The organism is Allobosea sp., assembly GCF_036675845.1.
Classification (GTDB): Bacteria; Pseudomonadota; Alphaproteobacteria; order Rhizobiales; family Beijerinckiaceae; genus Allobosea.
Genome location: NZ_JAKFED010000053.1, coordinates 1 through 25,242 on the forward strand (window position 1 = coordinate 1; position 25,242 = coordinate 25,242).

The 25,242-nt window shown below is 68.1% G+C and carries 29 protein-coding genes; 10 read left to right on the top strand and 19 right to left on the bottom strand.

The window, feature by feature from the left end:
- The coding region (locus V6M56_RS05820) for an AMP-binding protein (protein WP_332682041.1) at nt 1-776 on the bottom strand (776 nt) is incomplete at its 3' end.
- A 333-nt stretch (nt 777-1,109) separates the two neighbouring features.
- On the opposite strand from V6M56_RS05820, the gene V6M56_RS05825 reads away from it, so the two are divergent.
- Together V6M56_RS05825 and V6M56_RS05830 are read left to right on the top strand one after the other, a co-directional pair.
- The gene (locus V6M56_RS05825; protein ID WP_332682042.1) at nt 1,110-1,868 is read left to right on the top strand and encodes a sulfite exporter TauE/SafE family protein; all 759 of its coding nucleotides are present in this window, start codon (nt 1,110-1,112) and stop codon (nt 1,866-1,868) included.
- Between the two features lie 116 nt (nt 1,869-1,984).
- Nucleotides 1,985-3,613 carry an acyl-CoA synthetase gene (locus V6M56_RS05830; protein WP_332682044.1) on the top strand — a complete coding sequence of 543 codons (1,629 nt, stop codon included), beginning with the start codon at nt 1,985-1,987 and terminating at the stop codon, nt 3,611-3,613.
- A gap of 21 nt (nt 3,614-3,634) precedes the next feature.
- Here the strand turns inward: V6M56_RS05830 and V6M56_RS05835 are convergent, their stop codons facing one another.
- The gene (locus V6M56_RS05835; RefSeq protein WP_332682082.1) at nt 3,635-4,435 is read right to left on the bottom strand and encodes a class I SAM-dependent methyltransferase; all 801 of its coding nucleotides are present in this window, start codon (nt 4,433-4,435) and stop codon (nt 3,635-3,637) included.
- Nucleotides 4,436-4,678: 243 nt separating this feature from the next.
- Nucleotides 4,679-4,867: a YdcH family protein gene (locus V6M56_RS05840; RefSeq protein ID WP_332682046.1), complete on the bottom strand. Its 189-nt coding sequence runs from the start codon at nt 4,865-4,867 to the stop codon at nt 4,679-4,681.
- 230 nt (nt 4,868-5,097) lie between these two features.
- Between V6M56_RS05840 and V6M56_RS05845 the strand changes: the two genes are divergently transcribed.
- The 5 genes from V6M56_RS05845 to V6M56_RS05865 all read left to right on the top strand — a co-directional run bounded on the left by V6M56_RS05845 (nt 5,098) and on the right by V6M56_RS05865 (nt 8,470).
- Nucleotides 5,098-5,316, top strand: coding sequence for a YdcH family protein (locus V6M56_RS05845; protein WP_332682047.1), 219 nt, complete (start codon nt 5,098-5,100; stop codon nt 5,314-5,316).
- A gap of 102 nt (nt 5,317-5,418) precedes the next feature.
- Complete coding sequence (purE, locus tag V6M56_RS05850) at nt 5,419-5,916, top strand: 5-(carboxyamino)imidazole ribonucleotide mutase (RefSeq protein WP_332682049.1); 498 nt, start codon at nt 5,419-5,421, stop codon at nt 5,914-5,916.
- Nucleotides 5,913-7,013: a 5-(carboxyamino)imidazole ribonucleotide synthase gene (locus tag V6M56_RS05855; RefSeq protein WP_332682050.1), complete on the top strand. Its 1,101-nt coding sequence runs from the start codon at nt 5,913-5,915 to the stop codon at nt 7,011-7,013. The genes purE and V6M56_RS05855 overlap by 4 nt, the downstream gene beginning before the upstream one ends.
- 167 nt (nt 7,014-7,180) lie before the next feature.
- A complete protein-coding gene (gene rpsU, locus V6M56_RS05860) occupies nt 7,181-7,414 on the top strand; it encodes a 30S ribosomal protein S21 (RefSeq protein WP_291636905.1) in 234 nt (77 codons plus the stop codon).
- Between the two features lie 195 nt (nt 7,415-7,609).
- Nucleotides 7,610-8,470 carry a tetratricopeptide repeat protein gene (locus V6M56_RS05865; RefSeq protein ID WP_332682055.1) on the top strand — a complete coding sequence of 287 codons (861 nt, stop codon included), beginning with the start codon at nt 7,610-7,612 and terminating at the stop codon, nt 8,468-8,470.
- A gap of 47 nt (nt 8,471-8,517) precedes the next feature.
- Here the strand turns inward: V6M56_RS05865 and V6M56_RS05870 are convergent, their stop codons facing one another.
- The 9 genes from V6M56_RS05870 to V6M56_RS05910 form a co-directional block, all read right to left on the bottom strand.
- Nucleotides 8,518-9,366, bottom strand: a complete 849-nt coding sequence (locus V6M56_RS05870; RefSeq protein WP_332682057.1) for an alpha/beta hydrolase — start codon at nt 9,364-9,366, stop codon at nt 8,518-8,520.
- Nucleotides 9,367-9,720: 354 nt separating this feature from the next.
- The gene (locus tag V6M56_RS05875) at nt 9,721-11,124 is read right to left on the bottom strand and encodes an NAD(P)(+) transhydrogenase (Re/Si-specific) subunit beta (RefSeq protein ID WP_332682058.1); all 1,404 of its coding nucleotides are present in this window, start codon (nt 11,122-11,124) and stop codon (nt 9,721-9,723) included.
- A gap of 7 nt (nt 11,125-11,131) precedes the next feature.
- Nucleotides 11,132-11,563 carry an NAD(P) transhydrogenase subunit alpha part 2 gene (locus V6M56_RS05880; RefSeq protein ID WP_332682060.1) on the bottom strand — a complete coding sequence of 144 codons (432 nt, stop codon included), beginning with the start codon at nt 11,561-11,563 and terminating at the stop codon, nt 11,132-11,134.
- A 26-nt stretch (nt 11,564-11,589) separates the two neighbouring features.
- Nucleotides 11,590-12,729, bottom strand: a complete 1,140-nt coding sequence (locus tag V6M56_RS05885; RefSeq protein ID WP_332682061.1) for a Re/Si-specific NAD(P)(+) transhydrogenase subunit alpha — start codon at nt 12,727-12,729, stop codon at nt 11,590-11,592.
- Nucleotides 12,730-12,780: 51 nt separating this feature from the next.
- Nucleotides 12,781-13,068 carry an aa3-type cytochrome c oxidase subunit IV gene (locus V6M56_RS05890; protein ID WP_332682063.1) on the bottom strand — a complete coding sequence of 96 codons (288 nt, stop codon included), beginning with the start codon at nt 13,066-13,068 and terminating at the stop codon, nt 12,781-12,783.
- 164 nt (nt 13,069-13,232) lie between these two features.
- Nucleotides 13,233-13,856 carry a hypothetical protein gene (locus V6M56_RS05895; protein ID WP_332682064.1) on the bottom strand — a complete coding sequence of 208 codons (624 nt, stop codon included), beginning with the start codon at nt 13,854-13,856 and terminating at the stop codon, nt 13,233-13,235.
- Between the two features lie 61 nt (nt 13,857-13,917).
- Nucleotides 13,918-15,282: an ABC1 kinase family protein gene (locus V6M56_RS05900; RefSeq protein ID WP_332682066.1), complete on the bottom strand. Its 1,365-nt coding sequence runs from the start codon at nt 15,280-15,282 to the stop codon at nt 13,918-13,920.
- Between the two features lie 86 nt (nt 15,283-15,368).
- Nucleotides 15,369-16,148, bottom strand: coding sequence for a YggS family pyridoxal phosphate-dependent enzyme (locus tag V6M56_RS05905; RefSeq protein WP_332682068.1), 780 nt, complete (start codon nt 16,146-16,148; stop codon nt 15,369-15,371).
- Complete coding sequence (locus tag V6M56_RS05910) at nt 16,148-16,780, bottom strand: FMN-binding negative transcriptional regulator (protein WP_332682069.1); 633 nt, start codon at nt 16,778-16,780, stop codon at nt 16,148-16,150. Before V6M56_RS05910 ends, V6M56_RS05905 begins: the two co-directional genes overlap by 1 nt.
- 102 nt (nt 16,781-16,882) lie before the next feature.
- On the opposite strand from V6M56_RS05910, the gene pdxR reads away from it, so the two are divergent.
- A complete protein-coding gene (pdxR, locus tag V6M56_RS05915) occupies nt 16,883-18,352 on the top strand; it encodes a MocR-like pyridoxine biosynthesis transcription factor PdxR (protein ID WP_332682071.1) in 1,470 nt (489 codons plus the stop codon).
- A gap of 6 nt (nt 18,353-18,358) precedes the next feature.
- Here the strand turns inward: pdxR and V6M56_RS05920 are convergent, their stop codons facing one another.
- From V6M56_RS05920 to argH, 7 genes are all read right to left on the bottom strand, one after another.
- Nucleotides 18,359-19,240 carry a beta-keto acid cleavage family enzyme gene (locus tag V6M56_RS05920; RefSeq protein ID WP_332682072.1) on the bottom strand — a complete coding sequence of 294 codons (882 nt, stop codon included), beginning with the start codon at nt 19,238-19,240 and terminating at the stop codon, nt 18,359-18,361.
- Nucleotides 19,237-19,632, bottom strand: coding sequence for a type II toxin-antitoxin system death-on-curing family toxin (locus V6M56_RS05925; RefSeq protein ID WP_332682073.1), 396 nt, complete (start codon nt 19,630-19,632; stop codon nt 19,237-19,239). Before V6M56_RS05925 ends, V6M56_RS05920 begins: the two co-directional genes overlap by 4 nt.
- Nucleotides 19,629-19,889, bottom strand: coding sequence for an AbrB/MazE/SpoVT family DNA-binding domain-containing protein (locus V6M56_RS05930; RefSeq protein WP_244494940.1), 261 nt, complete (start codon nt 19,887-19,889; stop codon nt 19,629-19,631). Before V6M56_RS05930 ends, V6M56_RS05925 begins: the two co-directional genes overlap by 4 nt.
- Before the next feature lie 137 nt (nt 19,890-20,026).
- Nucleotides 20,027-20,857 (bottom strand): ABC transporter substrate-binding protein, encoded by an 831-nt coding sequence (locus tag V6M56_RS05935; protein WP_332682075.1) that lies wholly within the window; start codon nt 20,855-20,857, stop codon nt 20,027-20,029.
- A gap of 29 nt (nt 20,858-20,886) precedes the next feature.
- A complete protein-coding gene (locus V6M56_RS05940; protein WP_332682076.1) occupies nt 20,887-21,666 on the bottom strand; it encodes an amino acid ABC transporter ATP-binding protein in 780 nt (259 codons plus the stop codon).
- The gene (locus V6M56_RS05945; protein ID WP_332682078.1) at nt 21,663-22,556 is read right to left on the bottom strand and encodes an amino acid ABC transporter permease; all 894 of its coding nucleotides are present in this window, start codon (nt 22,554-22,556) and stop codon (nt 21,663-21,665) included. Before V6M56_RS05945 ends, V6M56_RS05940 begins: the two co-directional genes overlap by 4 nt.
- Nucleotides 22,553-23,968: an argininosuccinate lyase gene (argH, locus tag V6M56_RS05950; RefSeq protein ID WP_332682079.1), complete on the bottom strand. Its 1,416-nt coding sequence runs from the start codon at nt 23,966-23,968 to the stop codon at nt 22,553-22,555. The genes V6M56_RS05945 and argH overlap by 4 nt, the downstream gene beginning before the upstream one ends.
- A 92-nt stretch (nt 23,969-24,060) precedes the next feature.
- Here argH and V6M56_RS05955 point away from each other — a divergent pair, with 92 nt between their 5' ends.
- Complete coding sequence (locus V6M56_RS05955; RefSeq protein WP_332682080.1) at nt 24,061-24,972, top strand: LysR family transcriptional regulator; 912 nt, start codon at nt 24,061-24,063, stop codon at nt 24,970-24,972.
- Between the two features lie 58 nt (nt 24,973-25,030).
- Nucleotides 25,031-25,242: sugar nucleotide-binding protein (locus V6M56_RS05960; RefSeq protein ID WP_332682081.1), on the top strand; the 212-nt coding region annotated here is incomplete at its 3' end.

Genomic DNA, 25,242 nt, shown 5'->3' on the forward strand with positions numbered 1-25,242 from the left:
ACGCCCTTGGGCCGGCCCGTCGTGCCCGAGGTATAGAGCACATAGAGCGGATCGGTCGCCTCGACCTCGACGCAATCCGCCTTGCGGCCATTGGCCTTGGCGGCAGCGACCATGGCGCGCCAGTTCCGGTCGCGCCTCACCTGCATCGAGGCGTCGGCCTGCGGGCGCTGCAGCACGAGGCAGGCGTCCGGCTTGTGGCTGGCAAGCTCGATCGCGCCGTCGAGCAGCGGCTTGTACTCGACGATGCGGCTCGGCTCGATGCCGCAGGAGGCGGTCAGGATCACCTTCGGCCTGGCATCGTCGATGCGCGTCGCCAGTTCCTTGGCGGCAAAGCCGCCAAACACCACCGAATGCACCGCGCCGATGCGGGCGCAGGCCAGCATGGCGAAGGCCGCCTCCGGGATCATCGGCATGTAGACGATGACACGGTCGCCCTTGCCGACGCCGAGTTCCTGCAGCACGGCGGCAAGCGTCGCGACCTCGTCGAGCATCTCGGCATAGCTGTAGCTCGCCTTGGTGCCGGTGACGGGGCTGTCATAGATCAGCGCGGCCTGCTCGCCCCTGCCGTCGCGGACATGCCGGTCGAGCGCGTTGAAGCAGGTGTTGCAGCTCGCATCCGGAAACCAGTGCCCATAGATGCCGGCCTCGCCGTCGAAGATCTGCTGCGGCGGCCTGATCCACTCGATGCCCCTGGCGATCTCGCGCCAATAGCTTTCCGGATCGCGCCGCCAGGCGGAATAGGTCTCGCTATAGCGGCTTGCATGGCTGGCAGTCATGAAACGCGTTCCTCTTCGCCGATTTTCGGCCTAGAGCCGGATGATGACGGATGGAATCATGGAATGATCCCATCCGACATCTGAATCCGTCTCTCACCAAAGGGTTAGAGCAGGATTCCTGCGAAAACCGGTTTCCACTTTTTCGCATCCTGCTCTAGAGCTTGGCTCCGGGCGGGCCGTCTGGGAGCCGGTTTTGGCGCGCGGATCGTGCCCACGCTCTCCCTTTCGGCGCAAGCGCCCGCATGTCAGACTTTCAGCGCAACCGGATGGGTCGCGCTGCACGCCCCCGGCCGCCCGGCCGAAGCCGTCGGTAGGCCGGAAATCCGATAGATCATGAACTTCGATTTCGCCTTCTTCGCCGTGATGACGCCGGCCGTCATCCTGATGGGCCTGTCCAAGGGCGGCTTCGCGGGGCTCGGCCTGCTCTCCTTGCCGCTGATGGCGCTGATCGTCTCGCCGGTGCAGGCGGCCGCCATCATGCTGCCGATCCTGATCGTCCAGGACGTCGTCACCGTCTGGTCCTATCGGCGCGACTTCGACCGCAGGAACCTCGCGACGCTGATCCCGGGCATGCTGCTCGGCGTCCTCGCCGGCTATCTGCTGGCCGCCAGGGTCTCTGACGCCGCCGTCGGGCTCGCCGTCGGGGTGATCTCGATCAGCTTCGCGCTGCGCCGCCTGCTCGGCGCCCGCTCGGCGCCGGCGCCTGTCACGCGGGCCACCTATTCCGCCGGGACCCTCTGGGGCGTGATCTGCGGCTTCACCAGCATGGTCGCCCATGCCGGCGGGCCGCCCTTCCAGATCTATCTGATGCCGCAGCGTCTGCCGCCCGCCGTCTTCGTCGGCACTGGCGCGCTCTTCTTCGCGCTGATGAACTGGATCAAGGTCCTGCCCTATTTCTTCCTCGGCCAGTTCACGGCGCAGAACCTCACCGCCTCGGCGCTGCTGTTCCCGGTCGCGATCGCCTCGACGCTCGCCGGCGTCTGGCTGGTGCGGCGCGTGCCGGCGGAGCGCTTCTACACGCTGATCTACTGGCTCTTGATCGCGGTCGGGCTGAAGCTGGTCTATGAGGGCGTGCGGCCGCTTGTGGGCTGAGCGGGCGCTTCCGCGCCCGCCGACGGAGATTGCGCCGCATCGGCAAAAGGGATGGATTACAAGGCCGTGCCTCGGCGGCTAAAGCTGCGGCGACATTCCGGCAGAAGAGCGCCCCGATGACCGTCTCGCCCTATGATACCGATCTCGACCGCAACCCGGCGAACTTCCAGCCCTTGTCGCCGCTGCCCTTCCTCGAGCGGGCGGCGAGCGTCTTTCCGCAGCATGTCGCGGTCATCCACGGTCCACTCCGGCGCAACTACGCCGAGCTCTATGCCCGCACCCGCCGGCTGGCCTCGGCGCTGAAAAAGCACGGCATCGGCAAGAACGACACCGTCGCGGCGATGCTGCCGAACACGCCGGCCATGCTCGAATGCCATTACGGCGTGCCGATGTGCGGAGCCGTCCTCAACACGCTGAACACGCGGCTCGACGCCGCGATCATCGCCTTCTCTCTCGACCATGGCGGCGCCAAAGTGCTGATCTGCGACCGCGAATTCTCGAAGACGGTCAAGGAGGCGCTGGCGCTGTGCCAGGCGAAGCCGCTGGTGATCGACTATGACGACCCGGTCTATGACGGGCTGGGCGAGCGCCTCGGCAGCGTCGAATACGAGGACTTCCTGAAGCAGGGCGATCCGGCGTTCGACTGGCTGATGCCCGGCGACGAATGGGACGCGATCTCGCTGAACTACACCTCCGGCACCACCGGCGATCCCAAGGGCGTGGTCTACCATCATCGCGGCGCCAATTTGCTGGCGACCTCGAACGTGCTGACCGGCGGCATGGGACGGCATCCGGTCTATCTCTGGACCCTGCCGATGTTCCACTGCAATGGCTGGTGCTTCCCCTGGACGATCTCGCTGCTCGCCGGCACCCATGTCTGCCTGCGCCAGGTCCGGGCCAGGGCGATGTATGACGCCCTCGCCGACCATGGCGTGACGCATATGTGCGGCGCGCCGATCGTGATGTCGACGCTGGTCAACGCCCCGGCCGAGGAGCGCCGCACCTTCGCGCAGAAGGTCAATTTCTTCACCGCGGCGGCACCGCCGCCGGAGGCCGTGCTCGCCGCCATGGCGCAGGCCGGCTTCGAGGTCGTCCATCTCTATGGATTGACCGAAGTCTACGGGCCAGCCGTCGTCAACGAATGGAACAGCGGCTGGGACGGCCTGCCCGGCCCCGAGCAGGCGGCGCTCAAGGCGCGGCAGGGCGTGCGCTACCCGGCGCTGGAAGGGCTCGACGTGCTCGATCCGGAAACCATGCAGCCGGTGCCGCGCGACGGCGCGACGCTGGGCGAGGTGATGTTCCGCGGCAATGTCGTGATGAAGGGCTATCTCAGGAACCGCAAATCGACCGACGCCGCCTTCGAGGGTGGCTGGTTTCATTCCGGCGATCTCGGCGTCATTCACCCGGACGGCTATATCCAGCTGAAAGACCGCTCCAAGGACATCATCATCTCCGGCGGCGAGAACATCTCCTCGATCGAGGTCGAGGACGCGCTCTACAAGCATCCGGCGGTGCAGGCGGCGGCCGTGGTGGCCAGGCCCGACGAGAAATGGGGCGAGACGCCTTGCGCCTTCATCGAGCTGAAGCCCGGCCAGAGCACGACCGAGGCCGAGATCATGGCCTGGTGCAAGACCCTGCTCGCCTCGTTCAAATGCCCGCGGACGGTGGTCTTCACCGAAGTGCCCAAGACCTCGACCGGCAAGATCCAGAAATTCCGGCTGCGGGAGATGGCGCGGGCCTTGTAAGACGATGGCGCCGCCGGAGCCTCAGGGAACGAGGGCCCGGCAAGCCCAGGCGACGCTTGCAAAGGATCTCGGACCGTCGGGCCGGCCCGCCTCGTAGGCGTCGCGCATGGCGGCGTCGGTGCGCGCTCGCTCAGCGGCATCGAGCATGGCCACATATTTGCCGAGCGGTCCTTCGCCCGCGGCGATCGGCGCCCAGTAGTCGTCGAAGTTCTGGTAGTCCATGCGGATCATGAGCTCGGTTTCCGCGACGTCGGCGAGCCCCTGCTCGGCAAAGGTCCGCTTCATTTCGCCCGGCTGCATCATCGGCTGAAAGCAATAGCGGCTGCGGAGCTGGCGCCCGGCCTCACCGAGGCCCGCGACCGTGTCGACCATCATGCGCATGCCCGGCATGCCGCCGAGATGGTCCCATACGGCCGCGGCGACCACGCCGCCGGACCGCACGACACGGCGCATCTCAGCGACGGCCTTGCCGGCCTCTGGCACGAAGTGAAGCACGAGCAGCGCCAGGGCGCGGTCGAAGGCGCCGTCCTCGAAGGGCAAGGCGCAGGCATCCGCCTGCCGGATCCTGATGCGCGGATCGGCGTTCCGCCGTGTCGCCTCCTCGACGAAGACCGGCGAATAGTCGATCGCGTCGATTTCGCCGAGCGCGGCGTTTCGAGCGAGCACGAAGGTCAGGCTGCCGGTGCCGCAGCCGACATCGAGAACCCTCTCGCCATCGGCGAGCCCGGCGAAGTCGATGAACGGGGGAGCCAGCTTCCGGCTCCAGCGGCCCATGAGCTGTTCGTAGCCGGCCGCATCGTGGATATTGAAGCTCGAGGTCATCGAAGCCTCCACACTGCCGGCTGCATGCTGAGCCGCGACGAGGCGCCTGCCAAGCTGAAAAATGCGATCTTTGGTCGGGATCACCGCCCGCCCATTCATGCCCCTCGGCCGGGCGTCCTGGATGGGTGACGGCGGCTCCGGCCGCCTCGAACGCTCGATTCGAACAAAAAACCGGCCCCTCTCGGAGCCGGTTGATCGCGAATGACGCGAAAGCGATGCGGGCCGCCGCGGCCCGCCCGGAATTCAGTGCAGCGTCGGTGACGGCATGGTCTGCCGCACGCGTTCGATCTCATCCTTCAGCAGCAGCTTCTTCCGCTTCATCTCGACCACGTTGAGATCGTCCGACGAGGGGCTGGCGACCGCCTGCGCGATCGCTTCCTCGAGCTGGCGATGCTTGCGCTCGAGCTCGGCGAGGTGGGTCTGCAGCGACATCTGGATCCTCCTGATGAACGTTCTGGCAGGTGAAGTCTGACACAGAGCCGGCTTCGCGTCTGCCGGGCAGACGTGCACCGCACCATGAGTTTCTGTGATCCCTTCCGGGACCTTTCCCGAGGCGCGCGAATGCAACCGGACCACCTCCGTGCCGCCGGTGCGCCGCTCTTGCCGCGCCGCTCCAGCCTGCGCATAGTCGCCCCCGATCGCGGCGATGATGAGACGGCTTCATGGGATTCGAGTTGAGCGCCGAGGAGGTCGAGGTCCTCATGGCGGAGCTGGCGCGGCTGCGCGAGGAGCACCGCGATCTCGACAGCGCCATCGACGCGCTGGAACGGCTCGGCGCCATCAACCAGATCCAGGTCCAGCGCCTGAAGAAGCGCAAGCTCTATCTGCGCGACCGCATCTCCCATCTCGAGGACCAGCTCACCCCCGACATCATCGCCTGAGCCGGCTGGATTCGACGAGAGCTCCGATTCCGCCCTTGCTTGCAACGCTCCGGCCGGTCTAGATCGCGCCCTTCCCCTCCCCTCCCGGGAAGCGAGCGTTTCATGGCCGAGCCGACCCCTCCCGTCGCCATCATCATGGGCAGCCAGTCCGACTGGGCGACGATGCGCCATGCCGCCGAGACGCTGGCTGCCCTCGAGATCGGCCACGAGGCGCTGATCGTCTCGGCGCATCGCACGCCGGAGCGCCTGTTCGACTTCGCCAGGGGCGCCAAGGCCGAGGGCTACAAGATCGTCATCGCCGGTGCCGGCGGCGCGGCGCATCTGCCCGGCATGGCCGCCGCGCTGACGCCGCTTCCGGTCTTCGGCGTACCGGTCGAATCCAGGGCGCTTTCCGGCCAGGACAGCCTGCTCTCGATCGTCCAGATGCCGGCGGGCATTCCGGTCGGCACGCTGGCCATCGGCCGGGCCGGCGCCGTCAACGCCGCTTTGCTCGCCGCCGCAGTGCTGGCCCTGAACGACGCTGCGCTCGCCGAACGCCTCGACGCCTGGCGCCAGCGCCAGAGCGAGGCGGTAGCCATGCATCCGAAGGACGGCGAATGACCCGGCCCGACCCTGGCGGGCTCGGCCCCGGCGCCGTCCTCGGCATCCTCGGCGGCGGCCAGCTCGCCCGCATGCTGGCGCTGGCGGCGGCCGATCTCGGCGTGCGCGCCCATATCTTCGCGCCGGAGCCCGACAGCCCGGCCTATGAGGTCGCGGCGCGGCACACCATCGGCGCCTATGAGGACGAGGCGGCGCTGGCGACCTTCGCCGATGCGGTCGACGTGGTCACCTACGAGTTCGAGAACGTCCCGGCGGCGACCGCCGCCTTCCTCGCCGCGCGCACGCCGCTGCATCCCGGCGCAAGGGCGCTGGCGGTGACGCAGGACCGGCTCAGCGAGAAGCGCTTCGTCTCCGGGCTCGATCTCGCCGTCGCCCCCTTCCACCAGGTCGATTCGCTCGCAGGGCTCGAACAGGCGGTCGCAGCACTCGGCCGCCCTTCCGTGCTGAAGACCCGCCGCTTCGGCTATGACGGCAAGGGCCAGGTCAAGATCACCGGCGAAACCGAGCTGGCTGAGGCCTGGCAGGAGATCGGCCATTTCCCGGCGATCCTCGAAGGCTTCGTCAGCTTCACCCGCGAGGTCTCGGTGGTCGCCGCCCGCGGCACGGATGGCAGCTTCGCCGCCTTCGACGTCTGCGAGAACGAGCACCGCGACCACATCCTGGCGCTGACCCGCATCCCGGCCCGGATCGGCTCTGCCGCGAGCGCAGCCGCGATCGAGGCCGCGCGCCGGATCGGCGAGGCGCTGGCCTATGTCGGCGTCTTCGCCGTCGAGTTCTTCGTCGTCGGGGACGGCGCGGGCGAGCAGGTCGTCGTCAACGAGATCGCCCCGCGCGTCCATAATTCCGGCCACTGGACCAGCGAGGGCGCGCAGACCTCGCAGTTCCACCAGCATGTCCGCGCCGTCTGCGGCTTCCCGCTCGGCGCGGCGGCGCGGCGCGGCCGCGTCACCATGGAGAACCTGATCGGCGACCGGGTCCATGACTGGCGCGCCATCCTGGCCGAGCCCGGCGCGCATCTGCATCTCTACGGCAAGCGCGAGGCGCGGCCCGGCCGCAAGATGGGCCATGTCACGCGCGTCGTCCCCGAGGTCGATTGAACGCATCGGCCGGAAACGCCCGACTATTCCGGCATTATCGCGCGTTTTCGTCGCCGCCGCGGCGTGGACAAGGTTCGGCAATTCTGATATCGGCACGGCCTTCGCGACGGCTTTCATCGGGGGCCGCCGCACGGTATCCAGGCAACCAGTAACCACGGACCAAAGACGTGCAGGTTCTCGTTCGGGACAATAATGTCGACCAGGCTCTTCGCGCGCTGAAGAAGAAGATGCAGCGCGAAGGCATCTTCCGCGAGATGAAGCTCCGCGGACATTATGAGAAGCCTTCCGAGAAGAAGGCGCGCGAGCAGGCCGAGGCCGTCCGCCGCGCCCGCAAGCTGATCCGCAAGAAGCTCCAGCGCGAGGGCCTGCTGCCCGCGCCGGTGAAGCCGAAGCGCCCCTGAGTCCGCTCCGCTTCCCTTCCGAGATCCGTCGGCAACCGGCCGAAACCCGAATTCGGGATGCCCGGCGCCCGCCTTTCGCGGGCGTCGTTGCTTTTTTTTCGTCATTAACCAAAAGTTGTCACGGTTGGGGCGTTTGTCGGAGATGAAGGTCCGCGGGAGAACCGGCGGCACGAAAAGGGGCAAGAGCCGAAAGCGATGAGACAGAGCATCTTCCGAGGCAGGAACTGGCTGACCGCGATCGGCCTCGCTGCCGCGCTCGCCGGCTGCGACACGGTGAGCATGAACTCGGGCGCGGGCATCGCCGAGTTGCAGACCGGAAACGCGGAACTGGCCAGCGTCAATATCGGCTCCTTGACCGAGGTCATCAACCGCAACCCGAACGACCCGCAGGCCTACAATACGCGCGGCGCGGCCTATGCCCGCATCGGCCGCTATTCCGACGCGACGTCGGATTTCGGCAAGGCGGTCCAGCTCGACCCGAACTTCGCCCCGGCCTACACCAACCGCGCGCTCGCCTTGCGCCAGACCGGCCGCAACGACGCCGCGTTGCAGGATTTCAACCGCGCGACCACCGCCAATCCGAACTACGGCCCCGCCTATATCGGCCGCGCCAACCTGCTGCGCGCCCAGGGCAACAGCCAGCAGGCGCTGGCCGATCTCAACACCGCGATCCGCCTCAACCCGGAATCCGCCGAGGCCTTCCATGCCCGCGGGCTGGTCTACCAGAAGGAAGGCCAGCACCAGCACGCCGTCACCGATTTCGATTCGGTGATCGACCGCAATCCCTATACCGCGCCGCCCTATATCGCTCGCGGCCAGAGCCTGAACGCGCTCGGCAGATACGATTCCGCACTGGAGGACTTCACCGCCGCGCTCAATGTCGACAACCGCAATGCCGACGCCTGGGCCGGCCGCGGCTTCGCCTTCGAGAAGCTCGGCAAGAAGACGGAGGCGAACGAGGCCTATCAGCGCGCGCTCGGCCTCGACGGCAACAACCAGATCGCCCGCGCCGGCCAGGGCCGCCTCGGTGGCGGCGGCGGCATCTTCCGGATGTAAAGGAAGGCACGCCGGTCGCGAACCGCGTTCGGCGGCTGCCCGTTCGGTTATGGCGCTGCAGCGACCAGGGTTTCGCTGCCAGTCACCGTGCCCGCCGCGACATCGGCCAGGAAGCGCCGGATCTGCGGCACCGCGCCATGGGCCGGCAGGTTCTCGTGACTGCCTTCCGGAAAGCGGACGAAGCGTTTCGGCGGGTTGGCCAGCGCAAACAGCGCCTCGCCCTGGCTGTAGGGAATGACGCCGTCGCGGACGCCATGCAGGAACAGCAGCGGCGCCTTCACGCCGCCGATCGCCCGGTCCGAGCGGAACTGGTCGTGCATGAGCCAGGAGACCGGGACGTAAGGGTAGAGCTGCTGCGCGACGGCCGCCGTCGAGAGATAGGGCGCCTCAAGGATCACCGCCTTGAGCGGCCGCTCGGCGGCGAGCTTCAGCACCACGCCGGTGCCGAGCGATTCGCCATAGCCGACCAGCCGCTCCGCCCCGAAGCGGGCCACTGCCGCGGCGTAGGCCGCGCGCGCATCCTGCGCCAGCCCCTCCTCGCTCGGCGTGCCGCCCGAGCCGCCATAGCCGCGATAGTTCACCGCGAACAGCCCGGTGCCGTCCTGCGTCAGGCTTCTGAAGCGCGCCCGCCGAGAGGCAAGGTTGCCGGCATTGCCGTGGAAGTAGAGCAGCACCGGCTTGCCCTCGCGCGGCGGCACCATCCAGGCGACCAGCTTCACGCCATCAGCCGCCGTCAGGCCGACCTCCTCGACACCCGGCAGATTGGCTGAAGCGATCTCGGCGCGGGCCGGATTGCGCGGATAGAGCAGTTCGCGCTGCTTGACGTAGAGCAGGCCGAGCATGGCGACATAGGCCACGAGGCCACCGACCAGGAGTGATTTGAGAATCCTGCGCATCGCTTGCGATCTGTTGGCAGCCCCATCAGCCCTCATCCTGAGGAGCCGCGCAAGCGGCGTCTCGAAGGATGAGGGCTGAGGGAAGCGTCAAGAAGCCTCCTGTCCCCGGGCCGCTAGAGTCTGTTGTTTTCACGCGGAAACACTGCCGTCATCCTGGGCGAGCGAAGCTCGGCCCGGGATCCATCATAAGGCTCCGGCGCCCTACGATGGACCCCGGATCTGCGCCGCTTCGCGGCTTGTCCAGGATGACGGCGGTGGTTCCGAGTAAAAAGTAGCGTGCTCTAAAAGCGATGGCTCAAAACGAAAAGGGCCGGCATGGAGCCGGCCCTTTGCGACATCGCTATGACCGACGGCTCAGTGCGCCATCGCCTTGACGATGTCGTCGGTGACCTTCTTGGCGTCGCCGAACAGCATCATCGTGTTGGGCCTGAAGAACAGCTCGTTCTCGACGCCGGCATAGCCGGCCGCCATGCCGCGCTTGATGAAAAGCACGGTCTTGGCCTTCTCGACATCGAGGATCGGCATGCCGAAGATCGGCGACTGCGGATCGGTCTTCGCCGCCGGGTTGGTGACGTCGTTGGCGCCGATGACGAAGGCGACGTCGGCCTGGCCGAACTCGGAGTTGATGTCCTCGAGCTCGAAGACCTCGTCATAGGGCACATTGGCCTCGGCCAGCAGCACGTTCATGTGGCCCGGCATGCGGCCGGCGACCGGGTGGATCGCGTATTTGACCTCGACGCCTTCCTTCTTGAGCGTATCGGCCATCTCGCGCAGCGCGTGCTGCGCCTGCGCCACCGCCATGCCGTAGCCCGGCACGATGAGGACCTTGCCGGCGTTCTTCATGATGTAGGCGGCATCGTCCGCCGAACCCTGCTTGACCGGCCGGGCCTCGACCGCGCCGGCAGCCGCCGCGGCGCCGTCGCCGCCGAAGCCGCCGAGGATGACCGAGATGAAGCTCCGGTTCATCGCCTTGCACATGATGTAGGACAGGATCGCGCCGGACGAGCCGACCAGCGCGCCGGTGATGATCAGCGCCATGTTGCCGAGCGTGAAGCCGATGCCGGCCGCAGCCCAGCCCGAATAGGAGTTCAGCATCGAGACCACGACCGGCATGTCCGCGCCGCCGATCGGAATGATCAGCAGCACGCCGAGCGCGAAGGAGACGATGACGATCAGCCAGAAGACGAGGTGGCTCTCGGTCTTCAGGAAGACCAGCAGCATCACCAGCAGCGCGATGCCGAGCCCGATATTGATGCCGTGGCGCTGCGGCAGCATGATCGGCTTGCCGCTCATCCGCGCGTCGAGCTTGAGGAAGGCGATGATCGAGCCGGTGAAGGTGATCGCGCCGATGGCGACGCCGAGCGCCATCTCGAACAGGCTGGCGCCCTTGATCTTGCCGACCTGGCCGATGCCGAAGGCCTCCGGTGCGTAGAGCGCCGCTGCCGCGACCAGCACGGCGGCGAGGCCGACCAGCGAGTGGAAGAAGGCGACGAGCTGCGGCATCTGCGTCATCTGCACGCGCTTGGCCATGAAGGCGCCGATGCCGCCACCGATGGCGATGCCGAGGATGACGAGCAGCCAGCCGGAGAAGCCGGCCGGCGGATAGAAGACCACCGTGGTCAGCCCGGCGATCGCCATGCCGATCATGCCGTAGCGATTGCCCTGGCGCGACGTCGTCGGGTGCGACAGCCCGCGCAGGGCCATGATGAAGAGGACGCCGGAGACGACGTAGAGCAGGGCGGAGAGGTTCGCGGCCATGACCCGATCAGCCCTTCTTCTTGTACATCGAGAGCATGCGCTCGGTGACGAGGAAGCCGCCGAAGATGTTCACCGAGGCGAGGATCAGCGCGATGAAGCCGAAGACCTTGGCCCAGAGCGGCCCGTCGCCCATGGCGGGGGCGGCCTGGACGCCGACGGCGAGCAGCGCGCCGACGACGATGACCGAGGAGATGGCGTTGGTGACCGACATCAGCGGCGTGTGCAGGGCCGGCGTCACCGACCAGACGACATAGTAGCCGACGAAGACGGCGAGCACGAAGATGGCGAGGCGATAGACCGTCGGGTCGACGCCGGTCGCGGCGCCTGCCACGGCGGCCGCCTGCTCGGCATATCTCTCGGCGAGCTCGGCCGCCTGCTTCGCCAGCGCCGCGGCCGAGCGGGCCTGTTCGAGCGCCTGTTCGGGTGTCGGATTAGCCATGATGTGACACTCCCCTCGTCGGCCGCTCAGGCCTTCGGCGCGAAATTCGGATGGATGACGGCGCCGTCCTTGGTCAGGCAGGTCGCCTTGACGAGTTCGTCGTCCCAGTTCACCGCGAGCTTCTTCTCGGCCTTGTCGATGAGAGTCTCGACGAAGGCGAAGAGGTTCTTGGCGTAGAGGGAGGACGAGGTCGCCGGGAGACGGCCGGGCACGTTGAGATGGCCGACGATCTTGACGCCGTTGGCCGTCGTCACCGTCTCGCCGGGCTTGGCCAGCTCGCAATTGCCGCCGCGCTCGACCGCCAGGTCGACGATCACCGAGCCCGCCTTCATGCTCTCGACCATGGCGGCCGAGATCAGCTTCGGCGCCGGCCGGCCGGGGATCAGCGCGGTGGTGATGACGATGTCCTGCTTGGCGATGTGGCTCGCCGTCAGCTCGTCCTGCTTGGCCTGGTATTCCTTCGACATTTCCTTGGCGTAGCCGCCGGAAGTCTGCGCCTGCTTGAACTCGTCGTCCTCGACCGCCAGGAACTTGGCGCCGAGCGATTCGACCTGCTCCTTGGTGGCGGGGCGGACATCGGTCGCGGTGACGATCGCGCCGAGGCGCCTTGCGGTGGCGATCGCCTGCAGGCCGGCGACGCCGACGCCCATGATGAAGATGCGCGCGGCGGGGACCGTGCCGGCGGCCGTCATCATCATCGGCAGCGCCCGGCCGTATTCGGCCGCGGCGTCGACCACGGCGCGGTAGCCGGCGAGGTTCGCCTGCGAGGACAGCACGTCCATCACCTGGGCGCGGGTGATGCGCGGCATGAACTCCATGGCGAAGGCGGAAACATCGGCCTTGGCCAGCGCCTCGACCGCAGGCTCGCTGCCATAGGGGTCCATGATGCCGACGACCAGCGCGCCCTTGGGCAGGCCGGCGATCTCGGCCTCGCCCGGCCGGCGCACCTTGAGCACGATCGCCGCGCCCTTCAGCGCCTCCTTGGCGTTTTTCGCGATGCTGGCACCGGCCGCCTCGTAATCGGTATCGCCGATACCGGAGGCCGTTCCGGCGCCCGTCTCGACCACGACCTCGGCCCCGAGGCCAATGAACTTGCGGACGGTCTCCGGCGTCGCGGCGACGCGGGTTTCCGCCCCTTGCGTTTCGGCTGGGACAGCAATGCGCATGGGAGGCCGGGCCTTTCGGGCTTTACGGGAGTGGGCTTACCGGAGCGGGCTTTACAGGAGGAGAAGCGCGAGCAGCATCAGGACGAACGGACCGGCGACGGCACGCCAGCCCACCGACGGCGCCGCGATGCCGACGCCGGTGCCGACCAGCGCCAGCAGCGTGCCGACGATCGCCGTGCCCCAGGCATGCTTGGTGCCACCGACGGCGAGCGCCACGACGATGGTGAGGCAGGCCAGCGTGGCGATCTCGGCGAAGCGCACGAAGCCGTGATAGGTGCCGTCATGCTCCGCATAGTCCATCTCGGGAACGTCGGTGGCGTGCTGTCCGTGGTCGGCCATGAAGAATGGTCCCTGTTCGATGAAAAACCTGTTGCCCTGTAGCGCACTGGCGCGGGCTCTGGCAACGCGTGACACCATGCCGCCCGCCTCATCGATAGGCAATCTGCCGCATAAAGCGACCTTGCGGCAGGCTCGCATGGCGGGAAAGGCCCGGCTGGCCTGCCTCAGGGCATCAGATCGGACGGAATCCGATCGGGCTCATAGACCCGCGGCGCGTTCTTCTGCGTCCAGTTGAAATAGCCCCAGACGAAGGCGCCGCCGACGGCGATGACGCCGAGCATGCTCAGCTCGCCGGTCATCGCCAGCAGGACGAGCGGCAGGGCGACCATCAGCAGCCCCATGATCACCAGCATCACCTGTATGAAGCGGATGCGCGCCTCGCTGACACCGGAAGAGAAGCGCACCGCGCTGGGCGGCCGCTCCGCGAGGCCCCGGTGCAGATCCTCGAGGAAGGCGCGGTAGGTCCGGTTGCGCTCCGCGTCTGGGTAGCCATAGGCGGTGCTGGAGCTGACGACGAGCGGCGCCGCCGCCGAAAAAGCGATGGCGCAGGCGCCGAAATCGCCATGCCGGGCGACATGGCCCGTCGACAGATGCACGCCGGTCACTTCCGCGAGCGACCTTGCGACCTCGCCCGTCTGCGTGCTCCAGAACAGCAGGCCGCCATCCAGCCCGACGCCCTCGTCATTGTGCTTCAGCGCGATGCCGCCCCTGCCGCGCCGCACGAACAGTTCGTAACGTCGCCGTTCGTCGGCCGCCTTCGTCCCAGCTTCCGCGCCCTGCCTGCCCATCGCCCGCCCCCTGCCGCACTGCGCAGGCTTGTGCCGGCATGAGGCATTATGGCGCAGCCGGTCAGGCGCCGGCCAGACCCGCGGCGGACAGCGCGGCCGCCTGCTCGCCGGCCACCCGCGCGACGCTGAAATCCTCGATCTCCTGCTCGAACAGCCGGTGGAAATTCAGCTCGGCATCGAGATGCAGGAAGACGCCGCCGAGCCCGATCGCCGCCCGATCCATGAAGACGAATTCGCGAGGCACCGTCACCGGTCCGCGCGCCTTCAGCGCAGTGTGGACCTGGAAGGCCTGCTTGCGGCCGTATTCGGCCGGGCTCACGCCCTCGGCGATGCGGCGGGTGCGGTCCTCGAGCAGCGGCCCGTAGATGAAGCGCGCCCAGATGTTGAGCGTGTCGATCAATTCCTTGGTCAGCCCCTTGAAGCCCCAGACCTCGTAGGCGTGGACGACGCGCGCCTCGTCGCCTTCGAGCAGGCCGCGATAGAGATCGACCACGCCGCCGACGAAGCTCGGCGGGAAGATGCGGATGCAGCCATAGTCGAGCAGGTTGATGCCCTGCGGCTCGCCCGCTTCCGAGAACACCGTGTAGTTTCCGAGATGCGGATCGCCATGGATGACGCCCTGATGGCTGAAGGGCCGCCACCAGGCCCGGAACATCGCGGTCGAGATCCGGTCGCGCACCGCCTGGCTGGCCTGCTTGTGGTTCAGGATCTTGTCGCCCTCGAGCCAGTGCATCGTCAGCAGGCGGCGGGTCGAGAGTTCCGGCACCGTCGCCGGCACGCGGACTTCCGGCGTTGCGGCGAGCATCTGCCGATAGAGCGCGATATGCCTGGCCTCGCGCTTGTAGTCGAGTTCCTCGCGCACCCTGGCGCTGATCTCCTTGGCGATCTCGGTGGTGTCGATCACCGGGTCCATGCGCCGGTGCAGCGAGAACAGGATGTCGAGCTGGGCGATGTCGGCCTCGACCGCCGATTCCATGTCCGGGTACTGCAGCTTGCAGGCGAGCGGCACGCCGTCGCGCGTCGCGGCGCGGTGTACCTGGCCGAGCGAGGCAGCGGCCGCCGGCTTGAGGTCGAATTCGCCGAAGCGCTCGCGCCAGCCGGCCCCGAGCTCGGCCATCATCCGGCGCTTGACGAAGGCCGCGCCCATCGGCGGCGCCTCCGATTGCAGCTTCTGCAGCTCGGCGGCGTATTCCGGCGGCACGACATCGGGGATGGTGGCGACGAGCTGCGCCACCTTCATGATCGGGCCCTTCAGCCCGCCCAGCGCCTTGGCCAGCGCCTCGGCATTGGAGAGGTTGCGGCCTTCGAGCCCGAACAGCCGGGTGCCCGCGATCCGGGCCGCGACCCCGCCGACATTGGCTCCGACGCGGGCATAGCGCGCCGCACGGGCCGAGAATCGGTTGGCTTCACTGTCGCGTTCGGACATCGGGGCTCGCTGGGTGGGGCTGGCTGGTCCCGGCCAATGTAGGAGCCGCCCCGCCCAAGCTCCAGCCCTTGCCGGCCCGAGCCGGCTCAACCCGGCGCCAGTCCCGGCCAGTAATGCCCATCCGGCGTCGGGCGCTTGCCGAAGATCGCCTGCCCGACCCTGACGACGTCGGCCCCCTCCTCGATCGCCAGCTCGAAATCGCCCGACATGCCCATCGAGAGCTCGCGCAAGTCCGGGTGAAGCGTCGCCATCTCGTCGCGCAGCCGGCGCAGCAGGCGAAAGCAGGGCCGCACCCGCTCCATCTCGTCGCTGAACAGCGCCAGCGTCATCAGGCCGCGCGGCTTCAGCCTGGGAAAGTCCGGCAACGCCGCGACGAAGCCACGCAGCGCATCGGGATGCAGCCCGTATTTGCTCTCCTCCCCCGAGGTGTTGACCTGCACATAGACGTCGAGAGTGCGGCCTTCCGCCGCCAGCCGCTGGTCCAGCAGCGCCGCCAGCTTCAGGCTGTCCAGCGCATGGAACTCGACGGCGAAGCGGGTCAGCTGCCGGACCTTGTTGCTCTGCAGATGGCCGACGATGCTCCAGGCGACCGGCAGGTCGGCCAGCGCCGCCTGCTTGCCCTGCGCCTCCTGGATCTTGTTCTCGCCGAACCGGTCGATCCCGGCGGCGAAGGCCTGACGCAGGATCTGCGCCGGCACGGTCTTGCTGATCGGCAGGAGCCGCACCGAGGCCGGATCGCGCCCGGCGCGCCGGCAGGCCGCCGCGATCCGCTCCCGCACGGCGACGAGATTGTGCCTGAACAGGGCTTCCGGATCGGGGCCGAAGCGCGCGGCAAGCTCGGCCGGCAGCGACGCGGAGACGTTCATCACGGCCTCTTTCCCGCCACCAGCTCGGCCACGACATGGTCGCCGGCGCGCTCGCTCTGCTGCAGGCCCTCGGCGACGCCGGCGCGGTCCTCCGCACTGCGGTTCTGGCTCATCTTGCGCTTGCCCGAGAGCCTTGTGATCGGCATGCGCAGCCCGACGATGCCGCGCAACTGCGCCTCGACGAAGGCTTCCGGCGCATCCGACACCGCCCAGGCCTCGGCGCGCGGGCCTTCATGCAGATCAGTCAGGCGCGTGACGACCTCGCGCAGCCTTGCCGCATCCTCGAAGAACTCGACCGGCCCCGAGGCCTGCACCGCGACATAGTTCCAGGTCGGCACGACCTTGCCGTGCTCGCGCTTGGCCGCATACCAGGACGGCGTGACATAGGCGTCCGGCCCCATGAAGATCGCCAGCGCCTCGCCCAGCACCGGCGCCTGCCATTGCCGGTTGGCCCTGGCGAGATGGCCGTAGAGCGTGCCGAACTCGCCCTCGCTCTCGTCGATCATCAGCGGCAGCGGCGTCGCCAGCAGCCCCTCGGCCGTGGCCGTGACGAAATTGCTCAGCCGCGCCGCGCGCATCAACGCATGCAGCTCGGCAGTGTCGTCTTCGCGAAAGGCTGGTGGCGCGTACATGGGGTGGGTCCTTGCGGTTGCCCCCAAGATAGAGCTTCACTGGACCGCGCAAAATAACCAGTTTATGTGTTTAACAGCAGTCCAGTTGTGAAAGGTGGCGGCGTGACCTCGGCTCGGCCACAGGGTGCACGGGGCATCTACAGTGCGCTGAAGGCCCAGATTGGCGCCGGCGTCTATCGCCCGGGTGCGGCTCTGCCCTCGACGCGCGCGCTCGCCGCGGAGCTCGGCGTCTCGCGCACCACCGTGACGGCCGCCTATGAGCAACTGCTCTCGGAGGGCTTCATCGCCGGGCGGCAAGGCGCTCGCGCCCGCGTCGCGGCGATCCCCGCCGGGACCAAGCCCGAAGCGGCCCGCAGCGGCGCAAGCGAGGCGAAACTCGCCCTCTCCAGCTATGGCGAACGCATCGCGGCGATGGCCCTGCCGGTGCGGCCACCGGCCTCCGCCCGCCTCGTCGCCGATTTCCGCTATGGCGATCTCGCTGCCGCCGATTTTCCCAGCGACATCTGGAAGCGTGCCGTCACCATGGCGGCCCGTCGGCGCCCGCAACGGCTGAGCTATGACGCGCCGGCCGGCGCGCGGGAGCTGCGCCTCGCCTTGCAGGCCTATCTCTGGCGGGCCCGCAGCCTGCGCTGCGAGATGGACCAGATCGTCATCGTCAACGGCTCGCAGCAGGGGCTCGACCTCTGCGCCCGGCTGCTGCTCGATCCCGGGCAAGGCTTCGTCATCGAGGATCCGTGCTACGGCATGGCGCGGCAGGTCTTCGCCGCCGCCGGCGGCATCGCCATCCCGGTCGAGGCCGACCAGGACGGGCTCAGGACCGATCGCCTCGCCGGTCTTTCCGCCCGCCTCGCCTATGTCACGCCCTCGCATCAGTACCCGCTCGGCGGCGTCATGCCGGTGGCGCGCCGGCTCGCGCTGCTCGCCTGGGCCCGCCTCTGCGGCGGCTGCGTGATCGAGGACGATTATGACAGCGAGTATCGCTACGACATCGCCCCGGTCCCGCCGCTCTACGCGCTCGCCGAGGGCAACGAGATCATCTATCTCGGCACCGTCTCCAAGGCGCTCTCGCCAACGATCCGGCTCGGCTATCTCGTCCTGCCGCCGGCGCTGGCCTTGGTTTTCGCGACGGCCAAGGGCCTGGCCGACCGCCACGCTCCCGGGCTCGAACAGCAGGCGCTGACGATCCTGCTCGAAAGCGGCGCCTATGAGCGCCATGTCCGTCGCAGCAGGCGCCGCAACGCCGAGCGGCGCGCCACCCTGCTCGCCGCCCTCGCCCGCCGGCTCGGCGACCTGATCGTGATCGCCGGCGCCGATGCCGGCCTGCATGTCGTGGTCTGGTTCCGCGAGATCGCGGCGGCACGCGAGCCGGATTTCGTCGCGCAGGCCCGGACGAAGGGCATCGGCGTCTACCCGATCGGCCCGCTCTATGCGGAGGCCGGGACCACGGCGCGGCCGGACATGGCAGGGCTCGTCGTCGGCTATGCCAGCGTCGAGCCGCAGGAGATCGAGCTCGGCGTCGCCATCCTGGCCGATCTGGTCGAGACGTTCAGCTCCGGGTCGGCTCGGTCCTGAGCAACCTCACCCGCGCCCCTTGAGGTCGGCGCGCACCTCGGCCGCGCTCGCCGGGCGGCCGCCCGCCGCCTCGACCCGGCGCACCGCCTCGGCGACCAGCGCGGCATTGCTGCGCGTCTCGCCGAAATGGGCATCCTCCAGTCCGGCGCGAACATGGACGCCGCGCGCGACCGCCAGCGGAATCAGCTCGCCAAGCTCGACGCCGAGGCCGGCGATCATCGCCGGCGCGCCCGGCGCGCATTCCTCCAGAAGGGCAAGATGCGCCTCCAGCGCGAAGGGCTTTGGCGGAAAGCCCCAGGCGAAAGTGTCCGAGAACATCAGCCGGTAGATCGGCATCGGCATGCCGGGATAGGCCTTCGCCAGCGCCGCGCCGAGACGGGTGAAGCCCGGCTCGTAGATCGCGAAGCTCGGATGGACCTTGTGGCGCTGCGCCACCTCCATGCCCTCGCGGATATGCTCGCCAGGATTCTGGTAGATGAAGCCGGCCTCGCCATCCGGCATGCCGGCATAAGTCATCCAGTTGCAGGAGCCGGGATCGAGCACGCCCCATTCGGCGAGGCCGCGCTTGGCCAGTTCCTCCAGATGGGTGTAGCGGCCCGAGCCGATCATGTCCCCGGCATAACCGGAGCCGAGGATCGGGATGGTCGGGTAGACGATGGCGTCGACCTTTGCCCTGATGCCCTCTATCGCCTGGGCGTAGAGTTCCCAGTCATCGCGCTGGCGGCCGGTTTCGACGTCGTAGACATGGAGATGGACGATCGACGCTCCGGCGTCGACGACGGCGATGCCATCGGCGACGATGTCCTCGATCGTGATCGGAATGCCGGGCTGACGCTCCTTGCCCCAGGGGCCGTTGATCGCGGCCTCGATCCAGATCGGCGTCCTCATTCCGGACCTTCCTTTGGCCAGTTGTCGCGAATCCAGCGTGTCAGGCCGTATTCGTCGACTTCGCCGGCGGCGAGGGCAAGGATGGCTGCGGTCGCCTCCGGCTCAGGCACGAGGAAATCGATGCCGTTGAGGCCGAGGAAGACGATCATGCAGGCAAACGCTGCACGCTTGTTGCCGTCGACGAAGGGATGGTTGCGCGCGACGCCGAAGGCATAGGTAGCGGCCAGGGCCGCAAGATCGTCTTCGCCATAGGCATATTTGTTCGGTGCACGCGCCAGCGCCGATTCCAGAAGCCCCTGATCGCGAATGCCGGCCGGCCCGCCGAACAGCGCGAGCTGTTCGGCGTGAATATCGACCACCAGCTCGACGCTGACCCAGACCGGCTCGGTCATTTCGCCAAAGCGCGGTAGGTGTTCGCGTAGGTCTTGAACGAGCGCCGGGCGATTTCGAGCCCGCGCGCATGGGTATCGTCATAGCGCGTCAGCTTCAGGCCGAGCTCCGGCTGCTCGACCACCGTCAGCTTGTCGCCTTCCGCCAGCTTCAGCCGCGCCAGCAGCTCCTTCGGCAGGATGATGCCGACCGAATTGCCGATCTTGCGGACCTGCAGGACCATGGCCTGCTCGCCGGCGGGCTTCTCGGGCTTGTTCATGGCGTGCTCCGGAGCTTGGCTGTTGTACGGAATGTATAACAGCCAAACGTCGGGCAGTCAGCGCCGTTCCCGGTGGCCGAGGCGATTGGTGGCAGCCTCCCGCGATCGGGAGGCTGCCATAGAGCGGTCTCGCCGCCTCACTCGCCCTTGTTGACCGAGATCGGCTTCAGCGCGTTGTTGGGCAGGCCGTATTTGGCGATCAGCGCGTCATAACCGCCATTCGCCTGCAGGCGCTCCAGCGCTCCCTTGACCGCGTCGCGCAGCTGGCCGCCCTCGGCCGTCTTCGGAAACGGAATGCCGGTCAGCGAACGGGTGAAGGGCGTGCCCAGCGTCACATAGGTGTTGGGCTCGAGCTTCTGGTTGTGGCTCATCGTCTCGCTGCCCTGGACGCCGCCCTGCAGGCGCTGCGTCTTGAGCTGCGTGCGCGCGTCGATCGAGCCTTCCGTGCCGACGACGTTGATCGCCGGCTTGCCCTTGGCGACGCAATTGGCATCGCTCCACTCGCCGATCTGGCGGGGCCAGTTGGTCGAGCGGCTGGCGCCGACGGTCTTGCCGCAAAGATCCTCAGGCGTCTTGATCGAGCCGGCGAGCGCGGTGACCGTATAGAACTGCGCACCCGAGACCATGTAGTCGACGAAGTCGGCGGTCTCGCGACGGGCCGGCAGGTCGCTCATCCCGGCCATCACCATGTCGACGCGCCCGGTCTGCAGCGAGGGCAGCATCTGGGCAAAGGCCGTCTCCTGCCATTCCGCCTTGACGCCGAGCTCCTTGGCGATCGCCTCGCCGAGCTCGTAGTCGAAGCCGGTCATCGTGTTGGTCGCCGGGTCCTTGTAGACGATCGGCGCATAGTTCGGCTGCGTCGCGATGACGATCTTGCCGGCTTTCTTGATCCGGTCCGGCAGGGCCTGGGCCTGGGCGGCGAGCGCGGTGCCGGCCAGAAGCAGGGCAGCGAGGGAAAGACGAAGCATGTTGAACTCCTTGGGTTTCATGTTGGGGATCATTTGAGGACGGCGGCGATGAAGTCGCGGGTGCGGGCCTGCTGCGGCGCGACCAGCACCTTCTGCGGGTGGCCGCGTTCGACGATCTCGCCCTTGTCCATGAAGACGACGTCGCTCGCCACTTCGCGGGCGAAGCCGAGTTCATGGGTGACGACGATCATGGTCATGCCGCTGGCGGCGAGGTCGCGCATCACGGCGAGCACCTCGCCGACGAGCTCGGGATCGAGCGCCGAGGTCGGCTCGTCGAACAGCATCAGCTTGGGCTTCATCGCCAGGGCCCGGGCGATCGCGATGCGCTGCTGCTGACCGCCCGAAAGCTCGATCGGATAGGAATCCCGCTTCTCCGAGAGGCCGACGCGGGCGAGCAGCTTATCCGCTTCCGCCAGCGCTTCCTGGCGCGAACGCCGCAGCACCGTGACCGGCCCTTCGACGATGTTCTCCAGCACGGTCAGATGGTTGAACAGGTTGAAACGCTGGAAGACCATGCCGGTCGCAAGGCGCTGGCGGGCGATCTCGGTGTCGCCGAGTTCGTGCAGCTCGTTGCCCTTGATCCGGTAGCCGATCAGCTCGCCATCGACCCAGATCGCGCCATGGTCGATCTTCTCGAGCTGGTTGATGCAGCGCAGCAGGGTGCTTTTTCCGGAGCCCGACGGGCCGATGATGCACTGCACGGCGCCCGGAGCGATGGTCAGCGAGACATTGCTCAGCGCCCGCATCTCGCCGAAGCGCTTGGTGACGTTGGCGACGGTGACGATGGCGTCCTTGGCGGCAACGCTCATGCCCCGGCCTCCTCGACGATCTGGGGCTTGGCCCGGCGGTCGCCGCGGCCCTTGGAGAAGTGGCGCTCCAGGAAGAACTGGCCGATCTGCAGCAGCGTGACGACGATCAGGTACCAGCCGGCGGCGACGATCAGCAGTTCGATGACGCGGGAATTGGCGTAATAGATCGTCTGCGCATTGCGCAGGATCTCGGAGAACTGGATCACGCTGGCGATCGAGGTCAGCTTGACCATGCTGATCACCTCGTTGCCGACCGGCGGGATGATCACCCGCATCGCCTGCGGCAGCACGATCCGGCGCAGTGTCGTCAGCCGGGTCATGCCGATCGACTTGGCAGCTTCGGTCTGGCCGACATCGACCGAGAGGATGCCGCCGCGCACGACCTCGGCGGTATAGGCGCCCTGGTTCATGCCGAGTCCGAGCAGAGTCGCCATGAACGGCCCGATCACGTCGATGGTGCGCCATTCGACGAGGCCGGGGATGCCGATCGTCGGGAAGACCAGCGCCAGGTTGAACCAGAGCAGCAATTGCAGGAGCAGCGGCGTGCCGCGGAAGAACCAGATGTAGAACAGCGCGACGCCGCGCAGCACCGGGTTCGGCGACATGTACATGATCGCGAAGATGACGCCGAGCGCGATGCCGAGCGCCATGGCGCAGACCGTCATGATGATGGTGTTGACGAGGCCGCTGAGAATGGCGGGCGCCGTGAAGAACTGGCCGACGACGTTCCAGTCGATCTGCCCTTCGGCGAAGGCCTTGATGATCCAGGCCAGCACCAGGAGGATCAGGGCGGCCGCGACCCAGCGCCCGTAATAGCGGCGCGGCACGAGCTTCAGACCGGCGATCCCGGCGAGATCGCGCCCTATTCCAGTTCCGACTGCGCTCGTCATCGCTGCGCTCCGCGCGTCCAGGCTTCAAAATCCGCGAGCCAGCTGCGGAAGCGGGCGATCTGCTCTGCCACGCGCGCTGGCGCGGTGCCGCCGTAACCGCTGCGGGCGGCCACCGCAGCATCGAGGGTGAGACAGGCCCTTACATCCTCTGCGAGGCGCGGATCAATGGCGCGGAGCTCCACCGGATCGAGTTGCTCCAGTTCACGCCCCATTTCCTCGCAATAACGCACCAGCGAGCCGGAAATCTCGTGCGCTTCGGCGAAGGGCACGCCCTTGCGCGCGAGATAGTCGGCCGCTTCGGTCGCCAGCGCAAAGCCGGCGCCGGCCTGGGCCCGCATCACCTCCGGCCTCGCTTCCATCGTCTCGACCAGCCCGGCGAAGGCGGGCAGCACCTCGCCTAGCACGTCGACCGCGTCGAAGGCGGCGCGCTTGTCCTCGGCGAGGTCGCGGTTATAGGCCAGCGGCAGCCCCTTCAGGGCGCCGAGCATGGCGACGAGGTCGCCGGTCAGCCGCGCCGCCCGGCCGCGCGAGATCTCGGCGATGTCCGGGTTCTTCTTCTGCGGCATGATCGAGGAGCCAGTGGCGAAGGCGTCGTCGAGCACGACCCAGCCGAACTGGCGCGAGGTCCACAAGGTCACCTCCTCCGCCAGGCGGGAGAGATTGGTGGTGAGCATCGCGGCGACGAACAGGAACTCCGCGACATGGTCGCGCGCGCCGACCGCATCGACCGAGTTCTCGCACGGCCCGTCATAGCCGAGCGCCTGCGCGCTGAGCTCGGGCGTCAGCGCGATCGCCGAGCCGGCCAGCGCCGCAGCCCCCAGCGGCGAATGGCCGGAGCGCTTCTCCCAATCCTGCAACCGCGTCGCATCGCGCGCCAGCGCCTGGCCATGCGCCATCAGCCAGTGGCCGAAGGTCACCGGCTGGGCGCTCTGCAGATGGGTGAAGCCGGGGCAGACGGACGCCGCATGCTGCTCGGCCTGGCCGGCGAGCGCTTCCAGCAATTCGGCCAGCATGGCGCCGATCAGCCGCGACTGCTCGCGCAGATAGAGCTTGAGGTTGTTGGCGGCCTGGTCGTTGCGCGAGCGCCCGGCCCGGAGCTTGGCGCCGGTCGCGCCGATGCGCGTGGTCAGCACGCGCTCGATGAAGGTGTGGATGTCCTCGTCGCCGGCTTCCGGCACAAGGCTGCCGGCGGCGACCTCCCGGGCGATCGTCTCGAGCGCCGCGACGATGCTCGCCGCCTCGTCCGCGTTCAGCAGGCCGGCCCGTTCGAGCTCGGCCGCATGGGCCTTGCCGCCGGCGATATCCTGGGGTGCGAGACGGGCATGGGCGCCGGCGGCGCTGGACAGCCGCATCATCCGCGGGTCCGGCGGTTTGCGGAAGCGGCCGCCCCAGAGGCGCGTGGTCTGGTTCATGATGGACTCCCCTTGCGGAAAGACTGCCTCTTGACCCCGGCGCCGGCAAACGAAACGATCTCCGCCAGGGTAGTCGCTGAAGGAATAGCTGATTGGCCGGCCGGAATCTCCCGCCTTCGACGACGGCGCTGCGCGTCTTTCTCGCCGTGGCGCGGCTGGGATCGACGGCGAAGGCCGCTTCCGCCGTGCATCTGACCCAGAGCGCGGTCTCCAAGCAGATCCAGGCGCTGGAGGAACATCTCGGCATCGCGCTTTTCGAACGCAGCCCGGCGGGCCTGAAACCGACCGAGGCCGGCGTGATCTACCGGCCCTATGCCGAAGCGGCGATCGAGCAGATGGAGCGCGGCGCAAGGCGGCTGGCCGAGCGGGCCGCGCTCGGCCGGCCGATCCGGCTGCACCTCGTCGCCATCGCCGGCGAGCGCTGGCTGATGGAGCGTTTTCCCGTCTTCGCCCAGGCACATCCCGAGATCGACGTGCAGTTCACCAATTTCGTCAGCGAGAACGAGACCGAGGAGCCCGATATCGACATCGTCCACGGCGCCGGCCCCTGGCCCGACCGCGAGGCGCATTATCTGTTCGGGCGGCAGGTGGCGCTCGTCGCGGCGCCGGCGCTGCTGGAGCGCATGGGCGGCTTCGCCCGTCCGGCCGACATCCAGAAGATGACCCTGCTGCAGCATTTCCAGATGCCGACCTTCTGGGCCGAGTTCACCGAAGCGCACGGCCTGCGCGGCGCGGTTCCGGCCCATACGGTGCGCTATGGCTATTATTCGGTGATCATCCGCGCCGCCATGGCCGGTCTCGGCGTCGCGCTGGCGCCGCGCTGCTATATCACCGAGGAGCTGGCCTCCGGCGCGCTGGTCAACCCGCTTGGCCTCGGCTTCGACAGCGTCACCGGCTGCTGGATGACCCTCAACCCGCAGGGCGAGCGCAGCCCCGGTTTCGAGGCGCTGGTCGGCTGGCTGCGCGAGGAGGCGCACCGCTTCGAGGCGCAGGCCCGCGGTTGAGGCCGGCCGAGGCTTGCTCTAAACGAAGCCGCCCGGCACTCCTGATGGCGAAGGCAAGATGCGCATTGCCGTGACCGGCACCACCGGACAGCTCGTTCGATCCCTGCTCGCCTGCGCGCCTGCCGCCAGCGTCGAGGTGGTCGCGATCGGCCGGCCGGCGCTCGACCTGGCGCAGCCGGGGAACCTCCGCGATGTGTTGGCCGGGGCGCAGGCCGATTGCATCGTCAACGCCGCCGCCTACACCGCCGTCGACAAGGCCGAGAGCGAGCC